The organism is Mesorhizobium sp. M0830, assembly GCF_040319965.1.
Taxonomy (GTDB): Bacteria; Pseudomonadota; Alphaproteobacteria; order Rhizobiales; family Rhizobiaceae; genus Mesorhizobium.
The window spans coordinates 1-19,154 of record NZ_JAMYOR010000090.1 but is presented as its reverse complement, the minus strand read 5'-3'; the positions used below and the strand labels follow the sequence as shown (position 1 = coordinate 19,154).

The 19,154-nt window shown below is 63.3% G+C and carries 24 protein-coding genes and 1 tRNA gene; 9 read left to right on the top strand and 16 right to left on the bottom strand.

Going from position 1 to position 19,154, the window contains the following annotated elements; genetic code table 11:
• Positions 1-70: 70 nt before the first annotated feature.
• Positions 71-146: transfer RNA gene (locus NKI20_RS31405), tRNA-Ile, on the bottom strand.
• A gap of 133 nt (positions 147-279) precedes the next feature.
• Here NKI20_RS31405 and NKI20_RS31400 point away from each other — a divergent pair.
• Complete coding sequence (locus NKI20_RS31400; protein WP_352837768.1) at positions 280-990, top strand: SIMPL domain-containing protein; 711 nt, start codon at positions 280-282, stop codon at positions 988-990.
• A 303-nt stretch (positions 991-1,293) separates the two neighbouring features.
• Here the strand turns inward: NKI20_RS31400 and NKI20_RS31395 are convergent, their stop codons facing one another.
• Together NKI20_RS31395 and NKI20_RS31390 are read right to left on the bottom strand one after the other, a co-directional pair.
• Positions 1,294-1,674 carry a hypothetical protein gene (locus NKI20_RS31395; RefSeq protein ID WP_352607940.1) on the bottom strand — a complete coding sequence of 127 codons (381 nt, stop codon included), beginning with the start codon at positions 1,672-1,674 and terminating at the stop codon, positions 1,294-1,296.
• A 278-nt stretch (positions 1,675-1,952) separates the two neighbouring features.
• Complete coding sequence (locus tag NKI20_RS31390; protein WP_023761812.1) at positions 1,953-2,399, bottom strand: YcgN family cysteine cluster protein; 447 nt, start codon at positions 2,397-2,399, stop codon at positions 1,953-1,955.
• Between the two features lie 196 nt (positions 2,400-2,595).
• Here NKI20_RS31390 and NKI20_RS33850 point away from each other — a divergent pair, with 196 nt between their 5' ends.
• The gene (locus NKI20_RS33850; RefSeq protein ID WP_502898180.1) at positions 2,596-4,812 is read left to right on the top strand and encodes an OmpA family protein; all 2,217 of its coding nucleotides are present in this window, start codon (positions 2,596-2,598) and stop codon (positions 4,810-4,812) included.
• 443 nt (positions 4,813-5,255) lie between these two features.
• Here the strand turns inward: NKI20_RS33850 and NKI20_RS31375 are convergent, their stop codons facing one another.
• Positions 5,256-6,143 (bottom strand): SDR family oxidoreductase, encoded by an 888-nt coding sequence (locus tag NKI20_RS31375; protein WP_352837766.1) that lies wholly within the window; start codon positions 6,141-6,143, stop codon positions 5,256-5,258.
• 177 nt (positions 6,144-6,320) lie between these two features.
• Between NKI20_RS31375 and NKI20_RS31370 the strand changes: the two genes are divergently transcribed.
• Positions 6,321-6,587 (top strand): type II toxin-antitoxin system VapB family antitoxin, encoded by a 267-nt coding sequence (locus NKI20_RS31370; protein ID WP_352607932.1) that lies wholly within the window; start codon positions 6,321-6,323, stop codon positions 6,585-6,587.
• Positions 6,584-6,970: a type II toxin-antitoxin system VapC family toxin gene (locus NKI20_RS31365; protein ID WP_352837764.1), complete on the top strand. Its 387-nt coding sequence runs from the start codon at positions 6,584-6,586 to the stop codon at positions 6,968-6,970. The genes NKI20_RS31370 and NKI20_RS31365 overlap by 4 nt, the downstream gene beginning before the upstream one ends.
• A gap of 7 nt (positions 6,971-6,977) precedes the next feature.
• On the opposite strand, the gene NKI20_RS31360 is transcribed toward NKI20_RS31365, so the two are convergent.
• A complete protein-coding gene (locus tag NKI20_RS31360; protein WP_352837762.1) occupies positions 6,978-7,607 on the bottom strand; it encodes a helix-turn-helix transcriptional regulator in 630 nt (209 codons plus the stop codon).
• Positions 7,608-7,615: 8 nt separating this feature from the next.
• Positions 7,616-8,488, bottom strand: coding sequence for a S1C family serine protease (locus tag NKI20_RS31355; RefSeq protein WP_352837760.1), 873 nt, complete (start codon positions 8,486-8,488; stop codon positions 7,616-7,618).
• A 225-nt stretch (positions 8,489-8,713) separates the two neighbouring features.
• Between NKI20_RS31355 and NKI20_RS31350 the strand changes: the two genes are divergently transcribed.
• Entirely contained in the window at positions 8,714-9,679 is a 966-nt protein-coding gene (locus NKI20_RS31350) for a S1C family serine protease (protein WP_352837759.1), read from the top strand.
• A 9-nt stretch (positions 9,680-9,688) separates the two neighbouring features.
• Here the strand turns inward: NKI20_RS31350 and NKI20_RS31345 are convergent, their stop codons facing one another.
• Positions 9,689-10,114, bottom strand: a complete 426-nt coding sequence (locus NKI20_RS31345) for a VOC family protein (protein WP_352837757.1) — start codon at positions 10,112-10,114, stop codon at positions 9,689-9,691.
• 66 nt (positions 10,115-10,180) lie between these two features.
• Between NKI20_RS31345 and NKI20_RS31340 the strand changes: the two genes are divergently transcribed.
• Positions 10,181-10,807, top strand: coding sequence for a TetR/AcrR family transcriptional regulator (locus NKI20_RS31340; protein WP_352837755.1), 627 nt, complete (start codon positions 10,181-10,183; stop codon positions 10,805-10,807).
• Here the strand turns inward: NKI20_RS31340 and NKI20_RS31335 are convergent.
• Entirely contained in the window at positions 10,740-11,696 is a 957-nt protein-coding gene (locus NKI20_RS31335; RefSeq protein ID WP_352837754.1) for a LysR family transcriptional regulator, read from the bottom strand. The two genes, NKI20_RS31340 and NKI20_RS31335, sit on opposite strands and share 68 nt — an antisense overlap.
• 111 nt (positions 11,697-11,807) lie before the next feature.
• Between NKI20_RS31335 and NKI20_RS31330 the strand changes: the two genes are divergently transcribed.
• On the top strand, positions 11,808-12,443 hold the full coding sequence (locus NKI20_RS31330) for an FMN-dependent NADH-azoreductase (protein ID WP_023761824.1): 636 nt from the start codon (positions 11,808-11,810) through the stop codon (positions 12,441-12,443).
• Positions 12,444-12,501: 58 nt separating this feature from the next.
• Here the strand turns inward: NKI20_RS31330 and NKI20_RS31325 are convergent, their stop codons facing one another.
• Together NKI20_RS31325 and NKI20_RS31320 are read right to left on the bottom strand one after the other, a co-directional pair.
• Complete coding sequence (locus NKI20_RS31325; protein ID WP_352731879.1) at positions 12,502-12,801, bottom strand: AzlD family protein; 300 nt, start codon at positions 12,799-12,801, stop codon at positions 12,502-12,504.
• Positions 12,798-13,532, bottom strand: a complete 735-nt coding sequence (locus NKI20_RS31320; protein WP_352837751.1) for an AzlC family ABC transporter permease — start codon at positions 13,530-13,532, stop codon at positions 12,798-12,800. Before NKI20_RS31320 ends, NKI20_RS31325 begins: the two co-directional genes overlap by 4 nt.
• Positions 13,533-13,701: 169 nt before the next feature.
• On the opposite strand from NKI20_RS31320, the gene NKI20_RS31315 reads away from it, so the two are divergent.
• Together NKI20_RS31315 and NKI20_RS31310 are read left to right on the top strand one after the other, a co-directional pair.
• Positions 13,702-14,160, top strand: a complete 459-nt coding sequence (locus NKI20_RS31315) for an Lrp/AsnC family transcriptional regulator (RefSeq protein ID WP_023761827.1) — start codon at positions 13,702-13,704, stop codon at positions 14,158-14,160.
• Between the two features lie 184 nt (positions 14,161-14,344).
• Positions 14,345-15,547, top strand: coding sequence for an MFS transporter (locus NKI20_RS31310; RefSeq protein ID WP_352837748.1), 1,203 nt, complete (start codon positions 14,345-14,347; stop codon positions 15,545-15,547).
• Positions 15,548-15,685: 138 nt separating this feature from the next.
• On the opposite strand, the gene NKI20_RS31305 is transcribed toward NKI20_RS31310, so the two are convergent.
• The 6 genes from NKI20_RS31305 to NKI20_RS31280 form a co-directional block, all read right to left on the bottom strand.
• Entirely contained in the window at positions 15,686-16,126 is a 441-nt protein-coding gene (locus NKI20_RS31305; protein WP_023761829.1) for a lipid-binding SYLF domain-containing protein, read from the bottom strand.
• Between the two features lie 132 nt (positions 16,127-16,258).
• On the bottom strand, positions 16,259-16,741 hold the full coding sequence (greA, locus tag NKI20_RS31300) for a transcription elongation factor GreA (protein WP_352731870.1): 483 nt from the start codon (positions 16,739-16,741) through the stop codon (positions 16,259-16,261).
• A gap of 107 nt (positions 16,742-16,848) precedes the next feature.
• Positions 16,849-17,145 (bottom strand): HlyU family transcriptional regulator, encoded by a 297-nt coding sequence (locus NKI20_RS31295; RefSeq protein ID WP_352731867.1) that lies wholly within the window; start codon positions 17,143-17,145, stop codon positions 16,849-16,851.
• A gap of 112 nt (positions 17,146-17,257) precedes the next feature.
• Positions 17,258-17,926: a PadR family transcriptional regulator gene (locus NKI20_RS31290; RefSeq protein WP_352837746.1), complete on the bottom strand. Its 669-nt coding sequence runs from the start codon at positions 17,924-17,926 to the stop codon at positions 17,258-17,260.
• A 214-nt stretch (positions 17,927-18,140) separates the two neighbouring features.
• Positions 18,141-18,509 carry a thiol-disulfide oxidoreductase DCC family protein gene (locus tag NKI20_RS31285; protein ID WP_352837744.1) on the bottom strand — a complete coding sequence of 123 codons (369 nt, stop codon included), beginning with the start codon at positions 18,507-18,509 and terminating at the stop codon, positions 18,141-18,143.
• Between the two features lie 134 nt (positions 18,510-18,643).
• A complete protein-coding gene (locus tag NKI20_RS31280) occupies positions 18,644-18,937 on the bottom strand; it encodes a GYD domain-containing protein (protein WP_023761834.1) in 294 nt (97 codons plus the stop codon).
• Positions 18,938-19,154 lie beyond the last annotated feature (217 nt).

Here is a 19,154-nt window from a genome sequence, read left to right as displayed (position 1 = left end):
CCATTGCTTCTGACGATAAGCCGGAAAGTTGGGGTTCTAAGCCGGAGTTCATAGTGGATGGTGAACTGAATGGTGGGCCCGGAGGGACTCGAACCCCCAACCAAGCGGTTATGAGCCGCCGGCTCTAACCATTGAGCTACAGGCCCCACGCCGGCTGGATAATGTTTTTCCTGTCGCCGCACAAGGCTTTCCCGACGGGCTTCCGCAGATCGCCCAAATCAACCCATAATCTCGCTCTACGCAACCTTTGCGAGTAGATCGCAGACCAAGGAGATTTTCATGACCAGACGCCTTTTGCCTCTCGCGCTCACCGCTGCAATCGCTTTTCCGGCGATGGCTGGAGCCACCGATTTGCCGACGCCGCCCCGCATCATCGTGTCAGGCGAAGGCGAGGCAACCGTAGCCCCCGATCTGGCGGTCCTGACGCTGAGTGTCATGCGAGAGGCCAAGACCGCGCGCGCCGCGCTCGACGCCAACAATGACGCCATGGCCGCCGTGACCGCGGCGATGAAGTCGGCCGGCATCAACGACCGCGACCTGCAGACCGCAGGCATCCAGATCAATCCGCGCTACAACTACACCAATAAGCCGGACGGCAGCCAAGAGGCCGAACTGGTCGCCTATCAGGTGACCAACACGCTTTCGGTGCGGGTGCGCGATGTCGACAAGACCGGCGAGATCCTCGACAAGGCGGTGTCGCTGGGCGTCAACCAGGGCGGCGGCATCGCCTTCACCAATGACAACCCGGCGGCCACAGTCACCGAAGCGCGCAAGAAGGCGGTCGCCAATGCGATGGCCAAGGCCAAGACGCTGGCCGGGGCCGCCGGCGTCAGCCTCGGCAAGGTGCTCGAGATCACCGACCAGAACATCGCGCCGACGCCGATGCCGATCAACGCCAAGGCCTTCGACGCCGCGGGTGCCGCGGCTCCGGTGCAGGCCGGCGAGAATTCCTACAATGTGCAGGTCACCGTCACCTTCGAACTGAAGTAAGCGGGCTCTGACGATCCATGGCTGAGGCTTGTCCAGCCACGGATCCGACCACCAGCCACCAACGCGCATGAAAAACCCCGCGGGATCGCCCCCGCGGGGTTTTTCGAGCCACACCCTTCCGGCGGAAAGGGGGCCCGTTAGTCCAGACCGACCTTCGCAGAAGGTCGTATCCCGGCTGATCCTCGCAGAGGATCATGCCGCCTGATCTTCGCAGAAGATCATGTTCTCAGGTTGATTGTCGCAGCAGGCTCATCCACGCAGAAGATCATGCTTCTATGAGTACGGATGAGTCCGGCCTCAGCCTTAGCGGTAGATAACCGGGCAACCGCGCTCGTTGGCGAACACGACCACGACGCGGTCGCCGTCCTGGCGGCCCATCACCTTCACCGTACGACGGCTGACGTCGACGATGCGGGCACGGTAGAGGCCCATGCGTTCGGCCTTGTCGAGGGCGCGGTCCGGCGAACAGCCACGATGCCAGCCGCCGCGGCGTTCATCACGCCAGTCGCCGCGGCGTTCATCATGGCGATAGCGATAGCCGTCGTCGCCGGTATAGACGCCGAAACGCGGGTCGTTGTTGTTGCCGAAGCCAAGATAGAGGCTGTCGGCATGAGCGGGAATAGCCGTCAGCGTGCCGAGACCGACCAGAGCCGAAAGGGCTGCCGTCTTGATGGTGGTGAACATTGTCTTCTCTCCTTTATTGCGGGCTTTCGCCCGTCCTCGTGAACCGATGGAGGGAGAATGCACTGGCCTGTCTGAACTCTTTGCGAACCTGACGTTCATCTCTGGTTCATGTGGCGGGAAAAAGGAAATTGCCGACCATTCGTCCCCATCCCGGTGACCGATAGGAACGCCGCCTGTTTCCGATCCAACCGATTGGCTGAGGGTCAGGCGTCCCCGGCGCGAACCCTGTGGTTCGTCGTCCCAGCGCGAGCCTCTGGCTCGTCGTCCCAGCGCGAGCCTTACGGCTCCTCGTCGAGCATGTAATCAAAATAGTCTTCCGGCTCGGCGAGATCGGTTTCGCTCGCCTTGACCCGGCCGCGCATCGACATGCCGGCTTCATGCACGGTCTCGGCGCTGCCCGACACCAGCCGGTGCCACCAGTAGAGATCGCGGCCCTCGGCCACCAGCCGGTATGCGCAAGTGCTGGGCAGCCAGCTGATGGTGCGGACATTCTGTGGCGTCAGCCCGACGCAGTCGGGGACGCGTGCCAGCCGGTTGGCGTAGTCCGAACAGCGACAGGTCTGGGCGTCGAACAGCCGGCAGCCGACGCTGGTCCAGTAAATCTCACCAGAATCCTCATCCTCAAGCTTCGACAGGCAGCATTTGCCGCAGCCGTCGCAGAGCGATTCCCACTCGGTCGGGCTCATCGCCTCCAGGGATTTGGTTTTCCAGAATGGCGTTTCCATCCCCGGCATGTGGCCCCAGCCGCCGGCAAGGTCAAGCATGGCAACGGGAGGAATGCGCCGGCGGCGGGTGAAAGACACGAAGTTGCCTTAAAAAGGGCGGCCAATCGCCCTGCGCGGCCTCTATTCACGCCAAACCGGAACCAATCGGCGCAAGATAGGTTTCGGCAAGGATGGGACCCCATAAGGAGAGTTTTCGATGAAACGCCAACCACGGATTCTGGCCGGTACCGCACTTGGCCTGCTGATGGCATCCACGCCTTTGGGCGCGTTCCCGCTTCAGGAAAGTGCCGCGTTCGGCCCTACCCAGCGCACGTCGGTCCCATTCAATTTGGCGCAAGCAGCATGCGCCGAGGGCGAATCAGCAGAAGCCTGCGCAAAGAAGCAGCAGGCCGAGCCGAAACAAAAGCCCGAGCGCAAGAGGCCCGAGCCTGAACAGCAGGCAGCGCCTGCCCAGCGCGAGCAGCCCGCCGAGGAGCAGCAGCCACGCAGGAAGAAGCGCGATCAGCAGCAGCAGATCCAGCAGGCGCCGACCGAACAGGCCGCTCCGGCCGAGGAACAGCAGCCGCGCAGAAAGAGGCGCGATCTGCAGCAGCAGATCCAGCAGGCGCCGGCCGAACAGGCCGCTCCGGCCGAAGAACAGCAGCCGCGCAGGAAGAGGCGCGATCTGCAGCAGCAGACCCAGCAGGCGCCAGCCGAACAGGCCGCTCCGGTCGAAGAACAGCAGCCGCGTAGGAAGAAGCGCGATCAGCAGCAGCAGACCCAACAGGCGCCTGCCGAACAGGCCGCTCCGGCCGAGCAACCACAGCCGCGCAGGAAGAAGCGCGACCAGCAGCAGCAGACGGAGCAGGCGCCGGCTGAACAGCCTGCACAGCAGGCCGCCCCGGCAAACGACAACAATCCACAGCCCCTGCGCAAGAAGCACAAGCAGGACCAGCAGATCGAAGCCGCACCCGCCGAACAGGCGCCAGCCAGGAAGCAAGCGCCCGCCGGCGAGCCGGTTCCGCTGGCCGAGCCGCTTCAGCCCGAGCAACAGGCGGCGCCGACCGAGGGCAAACAGCCTCAGGAAAAGAAGAAGCGCGGCAAGAAGCCTGTCGGCGAACAGCCGGCAACGGCAGAGCAGCCGGCCACCGGAGAACAACCGTCGACGGCCGAACAACCCGCCAATGGCCGGCAGCCGGTGACTGGCAAACAGCCGGCCCCAGGTGAACAGCCGGCCCAAGGTGAAAATGCGACCCAGACTGAGGCCCCGGCCGACAAGAATGCAGCCCCCATCCTAGACAGCCAGAAGGATGTCCTGCGCAAGCGCAAGGGCAAGAATGGCCGGCAGGGAGGCGAGAATGCGAGTGAGCAGGCCAACCAGCCCACCCAGCAGAATGGTCAGCAGGCGCAGGCTCCAAAGCCTGCTCCGGTCGACCAGGGACCACCACCCACCGACGACAGGGCGGCCCAGCAGGCAATCCAGCCTGAAAAGATCGCTCCCGTGACGGAGGAAAAGGGCAAACGCGTCGAGCGCGCACCCGATGAGAACGTCCGCGACCGCCGGCGTCCGCAAGGCGTCGACGTCGTCAGGGAACTCGGCGACCGCGTCATCCTCCAGTTCAACAACCAGACGATCGTGGAAAGCAGTGACGCTCCACGTATGCATCGCGGCGCCAGGAACGTGTATTATGAGGACCTGTCGGGCGATCGCACCCGGGAAATTGTCGAGCGTGACAACGGTGTCCGGATCATCACCATCCGCAACCGCTACGGCGACATCATCCAGCGTTCGCGAATCGCTCCGGACGGGCACGAGTATGTGCTGAGCTATGTCGACGAGAGCCAGTATGAGGATGAGGGCGACTGGCGCGATCCGGGCGACGACCTGCCGCCGATGCGGCTCACCATTCCGCGCGAGGAGTACATACTGGACTCCGAGAATGTAGAGGATCCGGACGACTACTACACCTTCCTCGAACAGCCGCCGGTGGAACGGGTGCAACGCCTCTACTCAATCGACGAGGTCAAGCGCTCGGCCCGTGTGCGCGACATCGCACGGCGCGTCGATCTCGATACGCTCAACTTCGATTTCGGTTCGGCCTCGATCTCCGACACCGAGGTGCAGAAGCTCGAGGGCGTCGCCACCGCCATGGAGAAGCTGTTGAAGAAGAACCCGGCCGAGACCTTCCTGATCGAAGGCCACACCGACGCGGTGGGCACGCCGGAGGCAAACCTGGCTCTGTCCGACCGCCGCGCGGAAGCGGTGGCGCAGGCGCTGACCAACGCGTTCGGCATTCCGCCGGAAAACCTGACGACACAGGGCTATGGCGAGGAGTATCTGAAGGTCAACACGGCGGGACCCAACCGCGAGAACCGACGCGTTGCGATCCGCCGTATCACCCCGCTGGTGGCGCCTGTCGCCAGCAACAATTAAGCCATGATTTCAATGTCATGACCTGGTTTGTGGAATCGGCACGAGAAGCATCCATCCCCGGCTTCACCGGGGATGGATCGACGTCCCAAGTTCAAGAAATGTTCCGGTATGCAACCGGGCTCATTGAATAGAAGGCGCACCTACCCCAGATTCAGGATTGGGCGTTCCCTGCCCCGTCCCGACTCCAGCGGGACGTATTGAGCCCCGCCGGACCCTCTCCGGCGGGGTTTTGTCTTGCAAATTGCAAGCCGGAGCGACCTGACCGAAATAGCTCCGCAGCCCGCAGGCCGACCGGAACCAGGCGGAGCTCGCTCAGCCCACGGACACGCCATCACGGATCAGCTGACAGCTCGTCAATCGACGCTTGTGGCTCCGCGCTTCTGAGTTCTCCGGAAAACTTCTCTAACTCTTTGTTTTGACGCAATTCCCAAGGGAAAGCCGTTTCACGCTTTTCCTGGAATTACTCTAATAGATCCTCTTATCTCCGTGCTCGAATTAGCAAACACCTCGTCCGGCACAAAAAAGTCGCCGGCCAGAGGCCCGTTCGCATCAGGTGAATAGACCGAGAAATCGCTGACGCCCTCGGCGCGCAGCACCTCTTCGTCGATGTAGAAATTGCCCGTTGTCTCACGCGCCGGCCGCATGAAGATGGCATGCGCGGCATCGGCCATGATGTCGGGCAAACGGCTCATCGCCGCCACTGTCGCGCCGCCGAGCAGATTGCGCACCGCCGCCGTGTCGATGGTCGAGATCGGCCACAGCGAATTGACCGCAATGCCGTCCCTGGCGAATTCGGCGCTCATCCCCAGCGTGCACATCGACATGCCGAACTTGGCCATCGTGTAGGCGACGTGGTTCTTGAACCATTTGGCCTTCATGTCGAGCGGCGGCGCTAGATTCAGGATATGAGGATTGCTGGCTAACTTCAGGTGTGGAATGCACATTTTGGACACGAGGAAGGTGCCGCGCGTGTTGATCTGATGCATCAGGTCATAGCGTCTCATGTCAGTTTCCAGCGTGCCGGTGAGCTGGATGGCGCTGGCATTGTTGACGCAGATGTCTATGCCGCCGAACTTTTCGACGGTTCTGGCGACCGCATCTGCAACCTGCGCCTCTTCACGGATATCGCACAGCACAGGCAGCGCCTTGCCTCCGGCCCGCTCGATCTCTTCAGCCGCCGTATAGATCGTGCCCGGCAGCTTGGGGTGCGGCTCGGCGGTCTTGGCGGCGATCGTCACATTGGCGCCGTCACGCGCGGCACGCAGCGCGATCGCCAGCCCGATGCCGCGCGATCCGCCGGAGATGAACAGCGTCTTTCCCTTGAGCGACATTTTTCCTCCGGCTGCGTATTTTCCTTACGCAATCCTTGCCTGTGGCGGTCACGGATACAAGAGCTTGCGGTGCGACGCCGTGGTGACGCTGCGGCAGCTGGCGCGGGCCTACGGTCCAAACCTGTTGGAATTGCTGAGCGTTCGATATATATTCCATACAGATAGGTAGAATATAGCATGGCACTGTCGATTAAGAACATGGAAGTCGAGCAAATGGCGCGCGAACTCGCTCGCCGCCGCCGCGTGTCGGTGACCGAGGCCATCCGCCAGAGTCTCGAGCGCGAAGTTGCGCGCGAGCGATTGGTGCCGCGCGATGAAACCAGCGACCTGTTTCAGCGGTTGATGGCTATCTCCGACAGTGCCGGAAAAATCCCCAAACGCGAAAATGCGATGACCGACGACGAAATCCTCGGTTACGACGAGTTCGGGATCCCGACGAAATGATCATCGATTCCTCGGCCCTGGTTGCTATCCTGCGCGCCGAGCCTGGTTACGAGCGTTTCGTGTTGGCGATCGCACAGGCCAAAAGGCGGCTGTTGGCGGCGCCAACATTTCTTGAAACGACGATGGTGCTCGCCGGCGGCAGGCAGGATGAAATCCTTGATCGCCTAGACGACTTCCTGCGCACCGCCTCGATCGAGACCGTTGCCTTTACCGCCGACCATGCCGCGGTCGCACGCCAGGCCTTCCTGCGCTACGGCAAGGGCCGGCATCCGGCGGCGCTGAATTATGGCGACTGCATCGCCTACGCCACGGCGCGTCTCGAAGCCATGCCGCTGCTGTTCAAGGGTGATGATTTCCGGCTAACCGACATCGAAGCGGTGTGATGTACAATTAGACCAGCACCAGCCCCTGCCGCATCGCGATGGCGATGGCATCTGTGCGGTTGGCGGCGCCAAGCTTGATCAGGATCGCGGCGACATGAAACTTCGCCGTGTGCACGGAAATGTTCAGCCGCCGTGCGATAACCTTGTTGGGCGCTCCCTCGGCCAGCAGCGCCAATACTTCCGCCTCGCGCGGCGACAGTGTTGGGCGGATCGCATGCTCGTCGGAGGCTTCATCCTCGAACGGCTCGCCGTCGCCGGGATGGAAGTCCTCAAGGCGCCCGCTTCTGCCGTCGCCCGATACGCGATAGCCAGCTGCAGCCAGTCGCGCCGCGGCAGCGATCAACAAATCGTCCGCGTCCACAGGCATGACGGCCAATACTTCGCCAGCGGGTCGCCCGCCATTGGCGCGTCCCGACAGCAGCACCCGTGGCGTTGACACCGGCACGGCGTCCCCGCTCCTGTCGTCGACTATGGCGACATCGGCTTTGCCGGCCACGACCGGCAGCAGGTCTTCGCTCGCGGCAAGCGAGGCAGCCAGGCGCTCGGCGCGCGACGCGTCACCAAGCGCAATCAGCACCACCAGCCGCCGCGAGACGGCACCGTCAGTCATGATCCGGTCGCTGGTGAACGTGTCCATCACTCCTCTCAGGAAAGCGGCTTTTCACCGACGGTCAGCGCGACATCGCGCTGTTCGCCGCCGCGTACGACGCCGAGCGTCACCGAAGCACCGGCGCTGTCGGGCCCGAGCCTGCGGATCAGGTCGCGCGGACCATGCACGGCCTCGCCGTTCCACGCCACGATGATGTCGCCAAGAGAGAGGCCCGCGGCCTTGGCCGGTCCATCCTCGTCGAGGCTCATCACCATCGCGCCATGCGCGTCGCGGTCGCGCACCGGATGCAGGCCGGCGCCCAGATAGCCACGCGCGACATGGCCCTTTTCGCGCAGCGTCGCGACCGCTCGCTCGATCGTCTCGTAAGGCATCACCAGCGCCCGGTGACGCGGCCCGAACAAGAGCATGCCGATCAGTGCGCCCTTGGCGTCGAGCACCGGGCCACCCTCGAAGCGGCCGCCGGCACCGACCGCAAGATTGATGCGCCGGTCGATGCTGCCGCCGCGCATCGAGCGCCAGGCCGGACCGACCTCGCCGACCGAGCCCGACACGGCCAGAGCGGAACCGTCACTGTTGCCGATGGCGATGGCGACATTGCCGGGCCGCACCGCACCGGCCTTGGCCAACGGCGCTGCGTTGACGGCAGCAGCCGGCTTCAGCAGGGCAACGCCGGTCGAAGGATCGCGGCCGACGAGCTCGGCCTTCACCGTCTCACCCGAAGCCAACACCAGCTCGATCTCCTCGCCTGCCTCGACAGCCTCTTCGGCGGTGACGAAGTAGCCGTCACGCCAGTGGAAGGCGCTTGCCGTCCGATGCTGATGCGTGGCGAAACTTGCCGTTGTCGGTGCCGCCTTGGCGGCGAGATCGGCGATGGCTTCCGAAAACGCACTCAGATTGAAATCGCTCATATTGGTCTCCTGGGTTTTCTCATGCCCCAGATATCGCTCGACAGCGCGCCCGAAGGTACTCGCCTGACGGCTAGTTGGCGGTTTGACTGGCCATCTGGTCAGGTCGCGGCCGGTCCGGCCGCTCCGCACATATAGTGCGTGTCGCCCAAAAGTGCTCAGCGGTTTTGGGACCACGGCACGCGCAGGAAAAATCGTCCTTGCGCCCGACAACACGGAACCCCGCCGATGGCCCTCCTCGCCCCGAAATTCGAAACTGACGACAGATTAGCCGACGGCACGCTGCTCGACGCCTATTCGACGACGGTTGCCGACGCGGTCGACCGCATCGGCCCTGCCGTCTGCCGCATCGAGCGCATCAGCGGTCAGGGCGGCCATGGCTCGGGCTTCGTCATCGCGCAGGACGGGCTGGTCGTCACCAATTTTCACGTCGTGGGCGACGCAAGAACGGTGCGCGTCTCGATGCCGGACGGCGCCTCGCGAGAAGGCCACGTGCTCGGCCGCGACCCGGACACCGACATAGCACTGGTGCGCGCCGACGGCAGCTTTGCCGATATCGCGCCGCTGGGCGATTCCAAGCGGCTGCGGCGCGGCCAGATCGCCATTGCCATCGGCAACCCCCTGGGCTTCGAGTGGACCGTCACCTCCGGCGTTGTCTCGGCGCTGGGGCGCTCGATGCGCGCTTCCACCGGCCGGCTGATCGACGATGTCATCCAGACCGATGCGGCACTCAACCCCGGCAATTCCGGCGGACCGCTGGTTTCTTCGGCCGGCGAGGTCATCGGCGTCAACACCGCCATGATCCATGGCGCGCAAGGCATCGCCTTCGCGGTCGCTTCCAACACCGCCAACTTCGTCATTTCGGAGATCATTCGTTTCGGCCGCGTGCGCCGCGCCTTCATCGGCGTCTCGGCTGACACCACGGGTCTGCCACGCCGCGCCGCGCTTCTGTCGCAAGTGTCGAGCAAGACGGCGGTCCGGCTGCGCAGCGTCGAGAAAAACGGCCCGGCGGCAAAAGCGGGCTTCAAGGAAGGCGACATCATCGCCGCCATCGATGGCCGCCCGGTCACCGGGGTCGACGATTTGGTGCGTATGCTCGACGCCGATCGCATCGGCCGCGAAACGCTGTGCACCGTCGTGCGCCGCACCGGCGTCAGCCAGGTGACAGTGACGCCGGTGGCAAGGGCTGGCTAGGGCTGACGCTCAGGCTCCCGCCGCCCTTTCCGCATACTGCGCCAGAAATTCCTCACTCGGCGCAATCGGCTTGATGACGTCGATCAGCACGCCATTGGGATCCTTGGTGATGAAATGGCGCTGGCCGAAGGGTTCGTCGCGCAGAGAGCGCAGGATCGGCAGGCCGGCGGCAATGATCCGCTCATAGACCGCGTCCGGGTCGCGCACCTCGAAATTGATCAACAGGCCCGATGTGCGGCCCCGCCCCTCCTCAGGGATCGTCTCGTGGTCGCCTTGGACAATGCCGAGATTGACACGTTTGCTTTCCACTGATTGCAGATGCACGTACCAGTCGCTTTCAAACAGCGGCTGGAAGCCGAAATGCTCGACATAAAAAGCCGTTGTGCCGGCGACGTCACCGGTCATCAGCACCGGATAATAGCTCGTGGTCTTCATCTTTCCTTCTCCCGTCTATTAACATACAGTCTGCATGTAGATTGAATTAACATACAGGCTGCATGTATGCAACAGGACTCCGCACGTCGCTCCAACCGCGACCGCACCGAGGCGACGCGCGCCGATCTGATCGCCGCTGCGCGAAAGTTGTTCACCGAAAAATCCTATGCCGAGACCGGCACGCCAGAGATTGTCGCCGCCGCCGGCGTCACGCGCGGCGCGCTCTATCACCATTTCGCCGACAAGCAGGCACTGTTTGCCGCCGTGGTCGAGCAGGAGGCGGCAGCTGTCGCCGAGGAGATCGAACACGCCTCGCCGCCCTCGCTCAATGCGCGCGACGCGCTGATTGCCGGTTCATGTGCCTATCTCGCGGCCATGCGTGCGCCCGGCCGCACACGGCTGCTGTTGCTCGATGGGCCGGCCGTGCTCGACCGCGCCGCCATGGACGAGATCGACAACCGTCACGGCAACCGCTCGCTGCGCGAAGGTCTGGTTGCGGCAATGCGGGCGCAGACGATGACGAGATTGCCGGCGGAGGCGCTGACGGCGCTCCTTGCCGCTGCCTTCGACCGCGCCGCGCTCGCCATCGAGGCCGGCGCATCAGCGCAGGATTATCACGCCGTGCTCATGGCGCTGATCGATGGGCTGTCTCCGGCCCGTCTTCAGGCACCTCGCCCGGCTCGAACTCGTTGAAGCAGCCGAATTGGCGCTTGAACTGATCGATCAGCCAGGCCGCTGCCGGCTTCGGGCTGCGATCGTTGCGGTGCATGGCAAACAAGGGAGAACTCACCTCCCTGAAGGACTCGAGATCGATTTCGACCAGCCGGCCGCTCGCCAGATCGTCGGCGATCAGCCAGCGCGGCAGCCCGCCCCAGCCCAACCCCTCGCGCATCAGCGTATGCTTGGTGCGCATGTCCGTCAGCCGCCAGGTGCGGTAGGCGTAGACGCCAAAGTCACGTCCTTTGGTGCGCTCCGACTGGTCGGTGACGACCAGCTGAGTGTGTTCGCGCGCATCCTCGATCGCCACCGGTTTTGGTAGCAACGCCAGCGGGTGGGTGGGCGCGGCTGCCAGCACGATCGACATGAAGCCGATACGCACAAGATGCACATCGACCTCGCCCAGCAGGCCACCAATGCCAAGGTCGGCCTGCCCGCTGACGACATGATCGGGGATCAAGCCAAGCGTACCGATGTGTACGCGTAACATCACCGTCGGAAACTGTGCCTCGAATGCCTTCAGCACCCGAACCAGCACCGGTGAGGGCAGCGCCGCATCGACCGACAGCGCAATTTCAGCCTCAAGTCCCTGATGATGGCTGTCGACGCGCGAGCGCATGCGCTGCAGCACGCCGATCATACGACGCGCATCTTCCAGCATCGCCCGCCCGATATCGGTCAGCTGCGGCTCGCGCGTACCCTCGCGCTCGAACAGCTTCAGGCCGAGCTGCGCCTCAAGATTGGCAATGCCGTAGCTGATGACGGATTGCGATCGGTTGAGCTTACGGCCGGCCGCCGAGAAGCTGCCGCTTTCGGCGACCGTCACCAGTATCTGAAGTTGGTCGAGCGTCGGGTTGGGCTGCATCGCTATATCTACTTTATGGATGGATCGTATAGAAATTATATCCGTTTATCGAATGGGTTGGTAGCCCCATATGTGGCGGGACAAATCATCACAACCCGCTGGAGAGCCAACATGTCCATTCTTCTTGTCACCTCAAGCCCGCGTGGCGCTGCTTCGCACTCGACCCGTATCGCCACCGAATTCGCCGAGAAGCTGCTTGCCGCCGATCCGTCCAACACGCTCGTGGTGCGTGATCTCGTCGCCAACCCGCTGCCGCACATCGATGCCGACTATGCGACCGGCATCTATACGCCGGCCGAAGCCCGCTCTGAGCGTCAGGCCGAGGTGGTCGGCGTTTCCGATGTCGTGCTGGACGAGTTGTTCGCAGCGGATACGGTGATCCTCGCCACCGGCTTCATCAATTTCAACATCTCCTCGACGCTGAAGTCCTGGGTCGATCACATCGCCCGCTCCGGCAAGAGCTTTGCTTATGGCGAGAACGGCCCCAAGGGCCTCGTCACCGGCAAGAAGGTCTATATCGTGCTGGCTTCCGGCGGCATCTATTCGGAAGGTGCTGCCGTGCAGTTCGATCACGCCATTCCCTACCTGCGCGGCGTGCTCGGCTTCCTCGGCATGACCGATGTCGACGTCATTCGCATCGAAGGCGTCAGCATGGGGCCTGACGCGGTAGCATCGGCGCTCGCCAAGGCGACCGCAAAGGTCGACGCCGTAGTGGCCGCCACCCGGGATGTCGCGGCGGCAGCGTAAGTCACACCGATCATCTGGATTGAAAAAGGCAGGCGCGCCGCGCCTGCCTTTTTTCGTTCTAGCCAATCAGATGCCGCAACAGCCCCGCCGAAGCGACCCCGATCAGAACGGTCGGCAGCATGGACAGCCGCGTCGCCGCGATCAAAGTGATCGCCAGCGCCAGAAGGTCGGCAGGATTCCTCGAAACGAAGGCCGGCGCGATCACCGAGATCAGCACGCAACCGGGCGCTGCCTCCATCACCGCCGTGGCGCGAGCGCTGAGCGTGCGGTTGCGCAGCAAGACATAGCCGCCGATCCGCGTCAGGTAGGTAACGCCGGCCATCAGCACGATGGTAAGCACGGTCGTTGCGTCGATCATACATCACCGGCCATCAGCCAGGCCGCGACCAGCCCCGACACCGCACCGGCGGCGACATACCAGGCGCCCGGGATGAAGAGATAGAACAGCGCCGCGATGACGAGGCTGACCAGCCAGGGCCGCGCGGCCGCCACGCCCGTCCACATGCCGCGCATCAGCACCAGGAAGACGGCCGGGAACGCCATGTCGAAACCGTAGGTCCCGACGTCGCCGAGCATCGGGCCGAGCAAGGCACCCAGCGTGGTGAAGGCCACCCAGGTGAGATACATCGCCAATGCCGCGCCCATGTAGTAGCGCGGGCTGAAGGCCGGCGTGATGCCGGCAGCCCTGCGCTGCCTGGCGTCGGCGAGCCCGAGTGCCCAACTCTCGTCGCACATCAAGAACAGCGCCGGAAAGACCTTGCGCCTGGGCAGGGAGCGCAGGAACGGCGCCAGCGCCGCCCCCATCAGCAAATGACGGCTGTTGACGAGGAAGGTGATGGCGACGATGAGCACGATGTGCGGCGGCGACGTCCACAACTGGATCGCCGCGAATTCCGAACCGCCGGCAAAATTCAGTCCCGTCATTGCCGACAGTTCGACAACGCTCAAGCCTCTCTGCGTGGCCTGTGCGCCAAGCACCAGCGCGTAGGGGATGGTGCCGAACAGGACAGGCGCGCATGACGCCACGCCACGCCGGAATTCGGATCCGGAGCCATCGCCCGCCGTCTCGACTGCCTGTGTAAAACTCATGGTTATCCATCGACTGGCCTCGCGGCCGCCGCTTCCCTGCGTTTGAAATCAACTGATGTCGCGGCAAACATAGCGATATCGGCCCGCAATTTGGTTGCAAAGATTGTTGTGTTTCATGGAATTTTGGCATTTGGTGTCACCAATCACCGTATAAATGGAATCGAACGCCATGAAACTCGACGAGATCGACAGACGGATCCTGCGGGCGCTGCAACGCGACGGCCGCATGGCCAACAACGATCTGGCCAATGAGGTCGGGCTTTCGCCTTCACCTTGCCTACGGCGCGTGAAGCTGCTGGAGGAAGCCGGCATCATCGACCGCTATGTGGCAGTGCTCAACCCGGCCAGCATCGGCAAGGGCCTGACCTTCTTCACCCGGATCTGGCTGAAGGCACAGGACGAGGACACGATCGAGCATTTCGCCACCGAAGTCGCCAAGCTGCCGCAGGTGATGGAGTGCTATCTGATGCTCGGCGACTGCGATGCCATGGTGCGCGTGGTGGCGGCCGGCATCGATGACTACCGCCGCTTCCAGTCGGAGCATCTGAGCCGCATCAAGGGCGTGCAGAACGTCAAGACGGACGTTCCCAGCCAGACGATCAAATACACGTCGGAACTGCCGATCTGACGCATGTCGCCCAAAAGTGCGAAACGGTTTCAGGATAATGACGTGCGTCCAAAAAAGGACCACCGAAAAACAGCGCCGTTCAGACTGGATAAAAAATGCAACCGGATTGTAGGATCGGCCTCGATGCCAGCGTCCTTCGGATGCAAGCAGCGTGCAGCGCTGCCCTCTGGCATGGGAGATTTGAATGAGCCTTTCCTATCGTTGGGTCATCGTCGCCGCTGGCGCGCTGATGTCCTGTGTCGCCATCGGAACGATGTTTTCGCTGGCGATCTTCCTTGAGCCGATGGCGATCGACACCAACTGGTCGCGCGCCGGCATTTCGAGCGCCATGACGCTCAACTTCCTGGTGATGGGCCTTGGCGGCTTCGCCTGGGGCGCCCTGTCGGACCGTTTTGGGGCCCGCATCGTCGTGACGATCGGGGCGGTACTGCTCGGGCTAGCGCTGGTGCTGGCCAGCCGCGCCGGCTCGCTCCTCACCTTCCAGATCACCTATGGCGTGCTGGTCGGCCTCGCCGCCAGCGCCTTCTTTGCGCCGATGATCGCATTGACCACCGGCTGGTTCGACACCAACCGCAGCCTTGCGGTCTCGCTGGTCTCGGCCGGCATGGGCGTGGCGCCGATGACGATCTCGCCCTTCGCCCGCTGGCTGATTTCGGCCTACGACTGGCGCACCGCCATGTTCGACATCGGCATCACGGCTTGGGTGCTGCTGCTGCCGGCCGTGCTGCTGGTTCGTCAGCCGCCGAAGCCAGCCGTCGCTGACACTGGTTCCGCACCGGCTGCCGATGGTGCTGGCCTGACGGTCGGCCAGGCGCTGCGCTCGCCGCAATTCATCGTACTGGGGCTGACCTTCTTCGCCTGCTGCGCCGCGCATTCCGGGCCGATCTTCCACATGGTCAGCTATGCCATGCTATGCGGCGTCACCCCAATGGCGGCCGTTTCGATCTACAGTGTCGAGGGTCTTGCCGGCCTCGGCGGGCGGCTTTTCTACGGCGTGCTTGCCGATCGCCTGGGCGTCAAGCCGGTACTGATCGCGGGCCTGGCGATCCAGGCGATCGTCATCGCCGCCTATCTCTCGATCAGCCGGCTCGAGCAGTTCTATATGCTGGCCGTCATCTTCGGCGCCACCTATGGCGGCGTCATGCCGCTCTACGCGGTGCTGGCGCGCGAATACTTTGGCCAACACATCCTCGGCACCGTGTTCGGCGCCGCCACCATGCTGTCCAGCCTCGGCATGGCGCTCGGACCTCTGGCCGGCGGCATGGTGTTCGATGCCTACGCCAACTATTCCTGGCTGTTCGTCGGCTCGGCCCTCGTCGGGCTTGGTGCAGTCGGCATCGCCATCGCCTTCCCGCCGCTGCCGCGCAGGCAGTTGCAGGCGGCTTAGTCTTCGGCCGGATCGAGTTCCGACCGGACAGGCCAGGCGCGCCATGAGCCTGGCCTGTCCGGTGCGATTGCAGGCGTCTGAGCCGGAAGGCACGCGGCGCCGCCGCAGCAAGGTCCATTTTAAGGACTGACGAACCTCTTACTTCACCGTGATGGACATACCGCTGAGATCGGCGTTGACCTGCAGGCCTACCTGCTTGCCAGACAGTTCGAGCTGGGCGCCCTTGTCATTGGTCATGACGATCACCTGAGCCCCTTTGCCGAGCGTGCCGCCACCGCCCGCCGCCCCGTATACGCCTGTCACATCCCGGGCGCGCCTGATATGGCGCACGGTGCCTTGGAAATACGTCTTGGAGACCCCGAAGGCGAGGCCGCCCGAGACGCCGGCGACCGAGATGGGGTAGCGACGACCATGGAAGGTCAGCGTGCCCTCGCCTCCGGATCCACCCACGAAGAAGGCCGCCTTGTAGACGGCAAAGCGGATCGTGCCGCTGTCGGCATGCGCGGCGCCGGAAACGCTGACTGCCCCTGCCGCGATGACGGCAACCGCGAGTGAACGAATTCTGGACGAAATCATGATAGGAACTCCTCAAGGTGGCCGCTTGCCCAACGGCTGGGCTCGTCAGCGTTTTGTCGAAGTTACAATTGAACAGTCTCACCCGTCATTGGTTCCAGGCACTCGCACTGGTCGTGCGCCATACCCGATGCCCAACTAGGAAATGGACAGGATCTCAAGTTCGCGCGGCCCCAGTTGGACAAAGTCGCCAACGGTTTTGCCGGTCAGCGCGATGCCAACCGGAGAACCATGCGAAATCGAAGCTTGAGACGGGTTTGCCTCATCCTCGCCGACGATGCGGAAGGTCTGGATGCGGCCATCATCACGCTTGAAAGTGACCGTGTGCCCGAAGGCGATCACCTCATTGGACGTGGGCACCGACATAAGTTGAGCTGTACGGACGCGCTCGGCATAATAGCGCATATCTCGAACCGGAACCGCCGACTGCCGTCGCCTCTCAGTGACATCCTCCAGCATGCTGGCGGCCTCGAGAGCCTGCTGAGCGCCAGCCAATTCATCCTGCAGCATCTTGAGGCCCGCCTCCGTAACGAGGTTGATCCGATCGGAGACAGGGCGAGCCGGCAGGATCGTTTCCGATGCTGCCTCAGCACTTTCCTCCTTGGCGAATGCTACGCTCAATTGTCGAGACTCTCTGCTTGCCGCCTACTGCCGTCATTTGAGAAACTGGTAGCGAATTACCGCTTCCTGCGGAGGGCCGACGTTTGTCGCCACGACCAATCCCGGCCCTATCCGAAAATCCGCTCGCCCTGCTCGTCGACCAATTGAATGCCCTTCTTGATCGAGATGTCGACGGCATCGTCGAGCCCGGCGAAGCGGTCGGCGCGGATGAATTTGTGTTCCTTCATCACACCGTCGACCTCCTTGGAGACGACGCCGCAGGTCTGGTACTGGCCGTCCGCCTTGTAGGGCGTGGCGCTGATCAGAAAACCCTTGTGCTCGACCTGCTTGGCTGGTGCCGCGTTTTTTGGCTCCGCCGCTTCATTGCCGCCACCACCGCCGAAAAGACGCTTCAGAAAAGACATCGGGCTTCCTCCAACAGCATTCATCCCACACATGTAGCGTGGCGCGGGATGAATTTCACTATCGGTCCTTGGCCCAGCGGGCAAGGGCTGCGTCCGGCCGTGCCGGGAGACCTTACTTGTGCGACAGCGCTTCCAGTGCCTCGGCTGCAGCTTCGAGGATGGCGATCGCCTCGGCCTGCCTGTCGGCCGGGGCATCGACGAAGTCGCCGAGAGCCGCGCGCAGCCGGTGGCGCACGGCACGGAACTCGTCGCGTGCTTCCGAACGGCCACCACGACCGCCACGACGGCCAGCCTCTTCGCTCTCGTCGTTCCAGCCGAACCAGTCGCGCGCCTTGGCCATCTTGCGGCCGAAACGCTCGAGATGATCGAGCACGCCGTCGATCATCTCGCGGTTGTCGGCAAGATGCGCCTGCCCCGCCTCGGTGATCGAGAATACCTTCTTGTTGCCGTCGGCGGCGGAGGCGGCGTAGCCCGCCTCTTCAAGGAAGGTCAAAGTCGGGTAGACCACACCCGGGCTCGGGCTGTAGATGCCGCTGGTGCGTTCCTCCAGCGCCTTGATGATGTCGTAGCCGTGGCGCGGTGCCTCGGCCAGCAGCGACAGCGTGATCAGCTTGAGGTCGCCGTCGGCCAGCATGCGGCCGGCGCGGAATATGTCGCCCGGCCCGCCGCGTCCGCCACGACCACCATGGCCGAACGGGCCGAAGCCGCCGCCTCCTCTGCCACCAAATTTGCCGGCCATGTGCATGAACATGCGCTCGCCGAAATGATTGTGCTTGTGCATTGATTGCTCCATGAGTTGTATCTTACGATATATCTTAATTAGGCGCATGCTGTGGGCGAGTCAAGATATATCTTACGATGTATCTGACTGCGTTGCGAGCGATTTGATGTCGATGGAACAAAGCGGGTGTTGAGTGCTCGACGAGGCGACGCGCGAAATTGTTAGCTGCCCCGCCGGTGGTCTTGCGAACGCAATGCTGCCCGCGAAGCGAGGATTACCAGCGACCCTTGCGCCGGTTCCAGGCATAGAGCAGGTCGGCGAAACGATCATAGGCAAAGCGTGTCAGCGGCAAAACGAGGGGATTGCCGAACAAAGTCGCCAGCCAGCTCTCGCCCGGCGTGACCTTCCACACGGCGATCGCCACATCGGCCCCGACCAGCAGTTGGCCACCAGCGTCGGTGGCGTGCAGCCGGCGGCGGATATCCTCGAGCGACGCGCCGTGTCCGGCAAGCGCTGCCGGTTCAAAATTGATGTCGCGGAATTCGATCCGTCCGGCCCTGACCGCTTCGGTCAGCCGCCGCTTCTGCCTGCTGATGCCTGCATCGCAAACCGGACAGCGCGTGTTGTACCAGACGGTCAGCATAGTCTCGGCATTTGTTGGGTAACGCAACCTGAAGGACCACAAACGATCGGGCGCCGTCAAGACGTCGCCCGATCGGTTGCGTGCGAACGAGACTACCCTCGGACCAGCCGGTTCCGTCCCTTTCACCACAGAGCCTATCCGAGCGAGGTGATGATCTCGCGGTAGGCTAATTCGGGAAAGGCCTTCAGCGTCCGCGTCCTGACATTGCCGGCCGCCGCCAGCATCAACGAGAAACGCGCCAGGACCGCGTCGTCGGGGGCTTCGACCACCGCCACCATGTCGTATTCGCCCATGGTCAGGTAGAACGCCTTGAACGATCCGCCCATGTCTCCCAGCTGCTTCCTGGCGGCGTCGAGCCGCTTCGGCGAATCGCGAACGTTTCTGGCGCCCTGCTCGGTCCAGTTCATCAGCACGATGTAACTTGTCATGGCACACCTCCCTCCGGGGCCACGGAGCACGGCGGCTTCGCCGGGGCGGGCATCCGGGTTGTCGCCCAGTAAATGCATCCGACGCCGAATTATCCTCCCGAAGGGTGCGAGCCGCAAGAGCACGCCCCGGAACTGTCGGTAGCACACGATATGTCCGGTTTAGGTAGCACACGATCTGTCCGGTAAGTCTTGACCTTTTAAACGGGGTCAGGATGCG

What these genes read in the sequence shown, in the direction of transcription:
- NKI20_RS31360 (WP_352837762.1), bottom strand. Translation starts at nt 7,607, where the DNA reads ATGGACACGTTCACCAGCGACCGGATCATGACTGACGGTGCCGTCTCG.
- NKI20_RS31335 (WP_352837754.1), bottom strand. Translation starts at nt 11,696, where the DNA reads ATGCAGCCCAACCCGACGCTCGACCAACTTCAGATACTGGTGACGGTC.
- NKI20_RS31330 (WP_023761824.1), top strand. Translation starts at nt 11,808, where the DNA reads ATGTCCATTCTTCTTGTCACCTCAAGCCCGCGTGGCGCTGCTTCGCAC.
- NKI20_RS31280 (WP_023761834.1), bottom strand. Translation starts at nt 18,937, where the DNA reads ATGACAAGTTACATCGTGCTGATGAACTGGACCGAGCAGGGCGCCAGA.
- NKI20_RS31345 (WP_352837757.1), bottom strand. Translation starts at nt 10,114, where the DNA reads ATGAAGACCACGAGCTATTATCCGGTGCTGATGACCGGTGACGTCGCC.
- NKI20_RS31390 (WP_023761812.1), bottom strand. Translation starts at nt 2,399, where the DNA reads ATGGAAACGCCATTCTGGAAAACCAAATCCCTGGAGGCGATGAGCCCG.
- NKI20_RS31340 (WP_352837755.1), top strand. Translation starts at nt 10,181, where the DNA reads ATGCAACAGGACTCCGCACGTCGCTCCAACCGCGACCGCACCGAGGCG.
- NKI20_RS31295 (WP_352731867.1), bottom strand. Translation starts at nt 17,145, where the DNA reads ATGTCTTTTCTGAAGCGTCTTTTCGGCGGTGGTGGCGGCAATGAAGCG.
- NKI20_RS31395 (WP_352607940.1), bottom strand. Translation starts at nt 1,674, where the DNA reads ATGTTCACCACCATCAAGACGGCAGCCCTTTCGGCTCTGGTCGGTCTC.
- NKI20_RS31325 (WP_352731879.1), bottom strand. Translation starts at nt 12,801, where the DNA reads ATGATCGACGCAACGACCGTGCTTACCATCGTGCTGATGGCCGGCGTT.
- NKI20_RS31370 (WP_352607932.1), top strand. Translation starts at nt 6,321, where the DNA reads ATGGCACTGTCGATTAAGAACATGGAAGTCGAGCAAATGGCGCGCGAA.
- NKI20_RS31350 (WP_352837759.1), top strand. Translation starts at nt 8,714, where the DNA reads ATGGCCCTCCTCGCCCCGAAATTCGAAACTGACGACAGATTAGCCGAC.
- NKI20_RS33850 (WP_502898180.1), top strand. Translation starts at nt 2,596, where the DNA reads ATGAAACGCCAACCACGGATTCTGGCCGGTACCGCACTTGGCCTGCTG.
- NKI20_RS31355 (WP_352837760.1), bottom strand. Translation starts at nt 8,488, where the DNA reads ATGAGCGATTTCAATCTGAGTGCGTTTTCGGAAGCCATCGCCGATCTC.
- NKI20_RS31375 (WP_352837766.1), bottom strand. Translation starts at nt 6,143, where the DNA reads ATGTCGCTCAAGGGAAAGACGCTGTTCATCTCCGGCGGATCGCGCGGC.
- NKI20_RS31290 (WP_352837746.1), bottom strand. Translation starts at nt 17,926, where the DNA reads ATGCACAAGCACAATCATTTCGGCGAGCGCATGTTCATGCACATGGCC.
- NKI20_RS31285 (WP_352837744.1), bottom strand. Translation starts at nt 18,509, where the DNA reads ATGCTGACCGTCTGGTACAACACGCGCTGTCCGGTTTGCGATGCAGGC.
- NKI20_RS31400 (WP_352837768.1), top strand. Translation starts at nt 280, where the DNA reads ATGACCAGACGCCTTTTGCCTCTCGCGCTCACCGCTGCAATCGCTTTT.
- NKI20_RS31315 (WP_023761827.1), top strand. Translation starts at nt 13,702, where the DNA reads ATGAAACTCGACGAGATCGACAGACGGATCCTGCGGGCGCTGCAACGC.
- NKI20_RS31310 (WP_352837748.1), top strand. Translation starts at nt 14,345, where the DNA reads ATGAGCCTTTCCTATCGTTGGGTCATCGTCGCCGCTGGCGCGCTGATG.
- NKI20_RS31320 (WP_352837751.1), bottom strand. Translation starts at nt 13,532, where the DNA reads ATGAGTTTTACACAGGCAGTCGAGACGGCGGGCGATGGCTCCGGATCC.
- NKI20_RS31365 (WP_352837764.1), top strand. Translation starts at nt 6,584, where the DNA reads ATGATCATCGATTCCTCGGCCCTGGTTGCTATCCTGCGCGCCGAGCCT.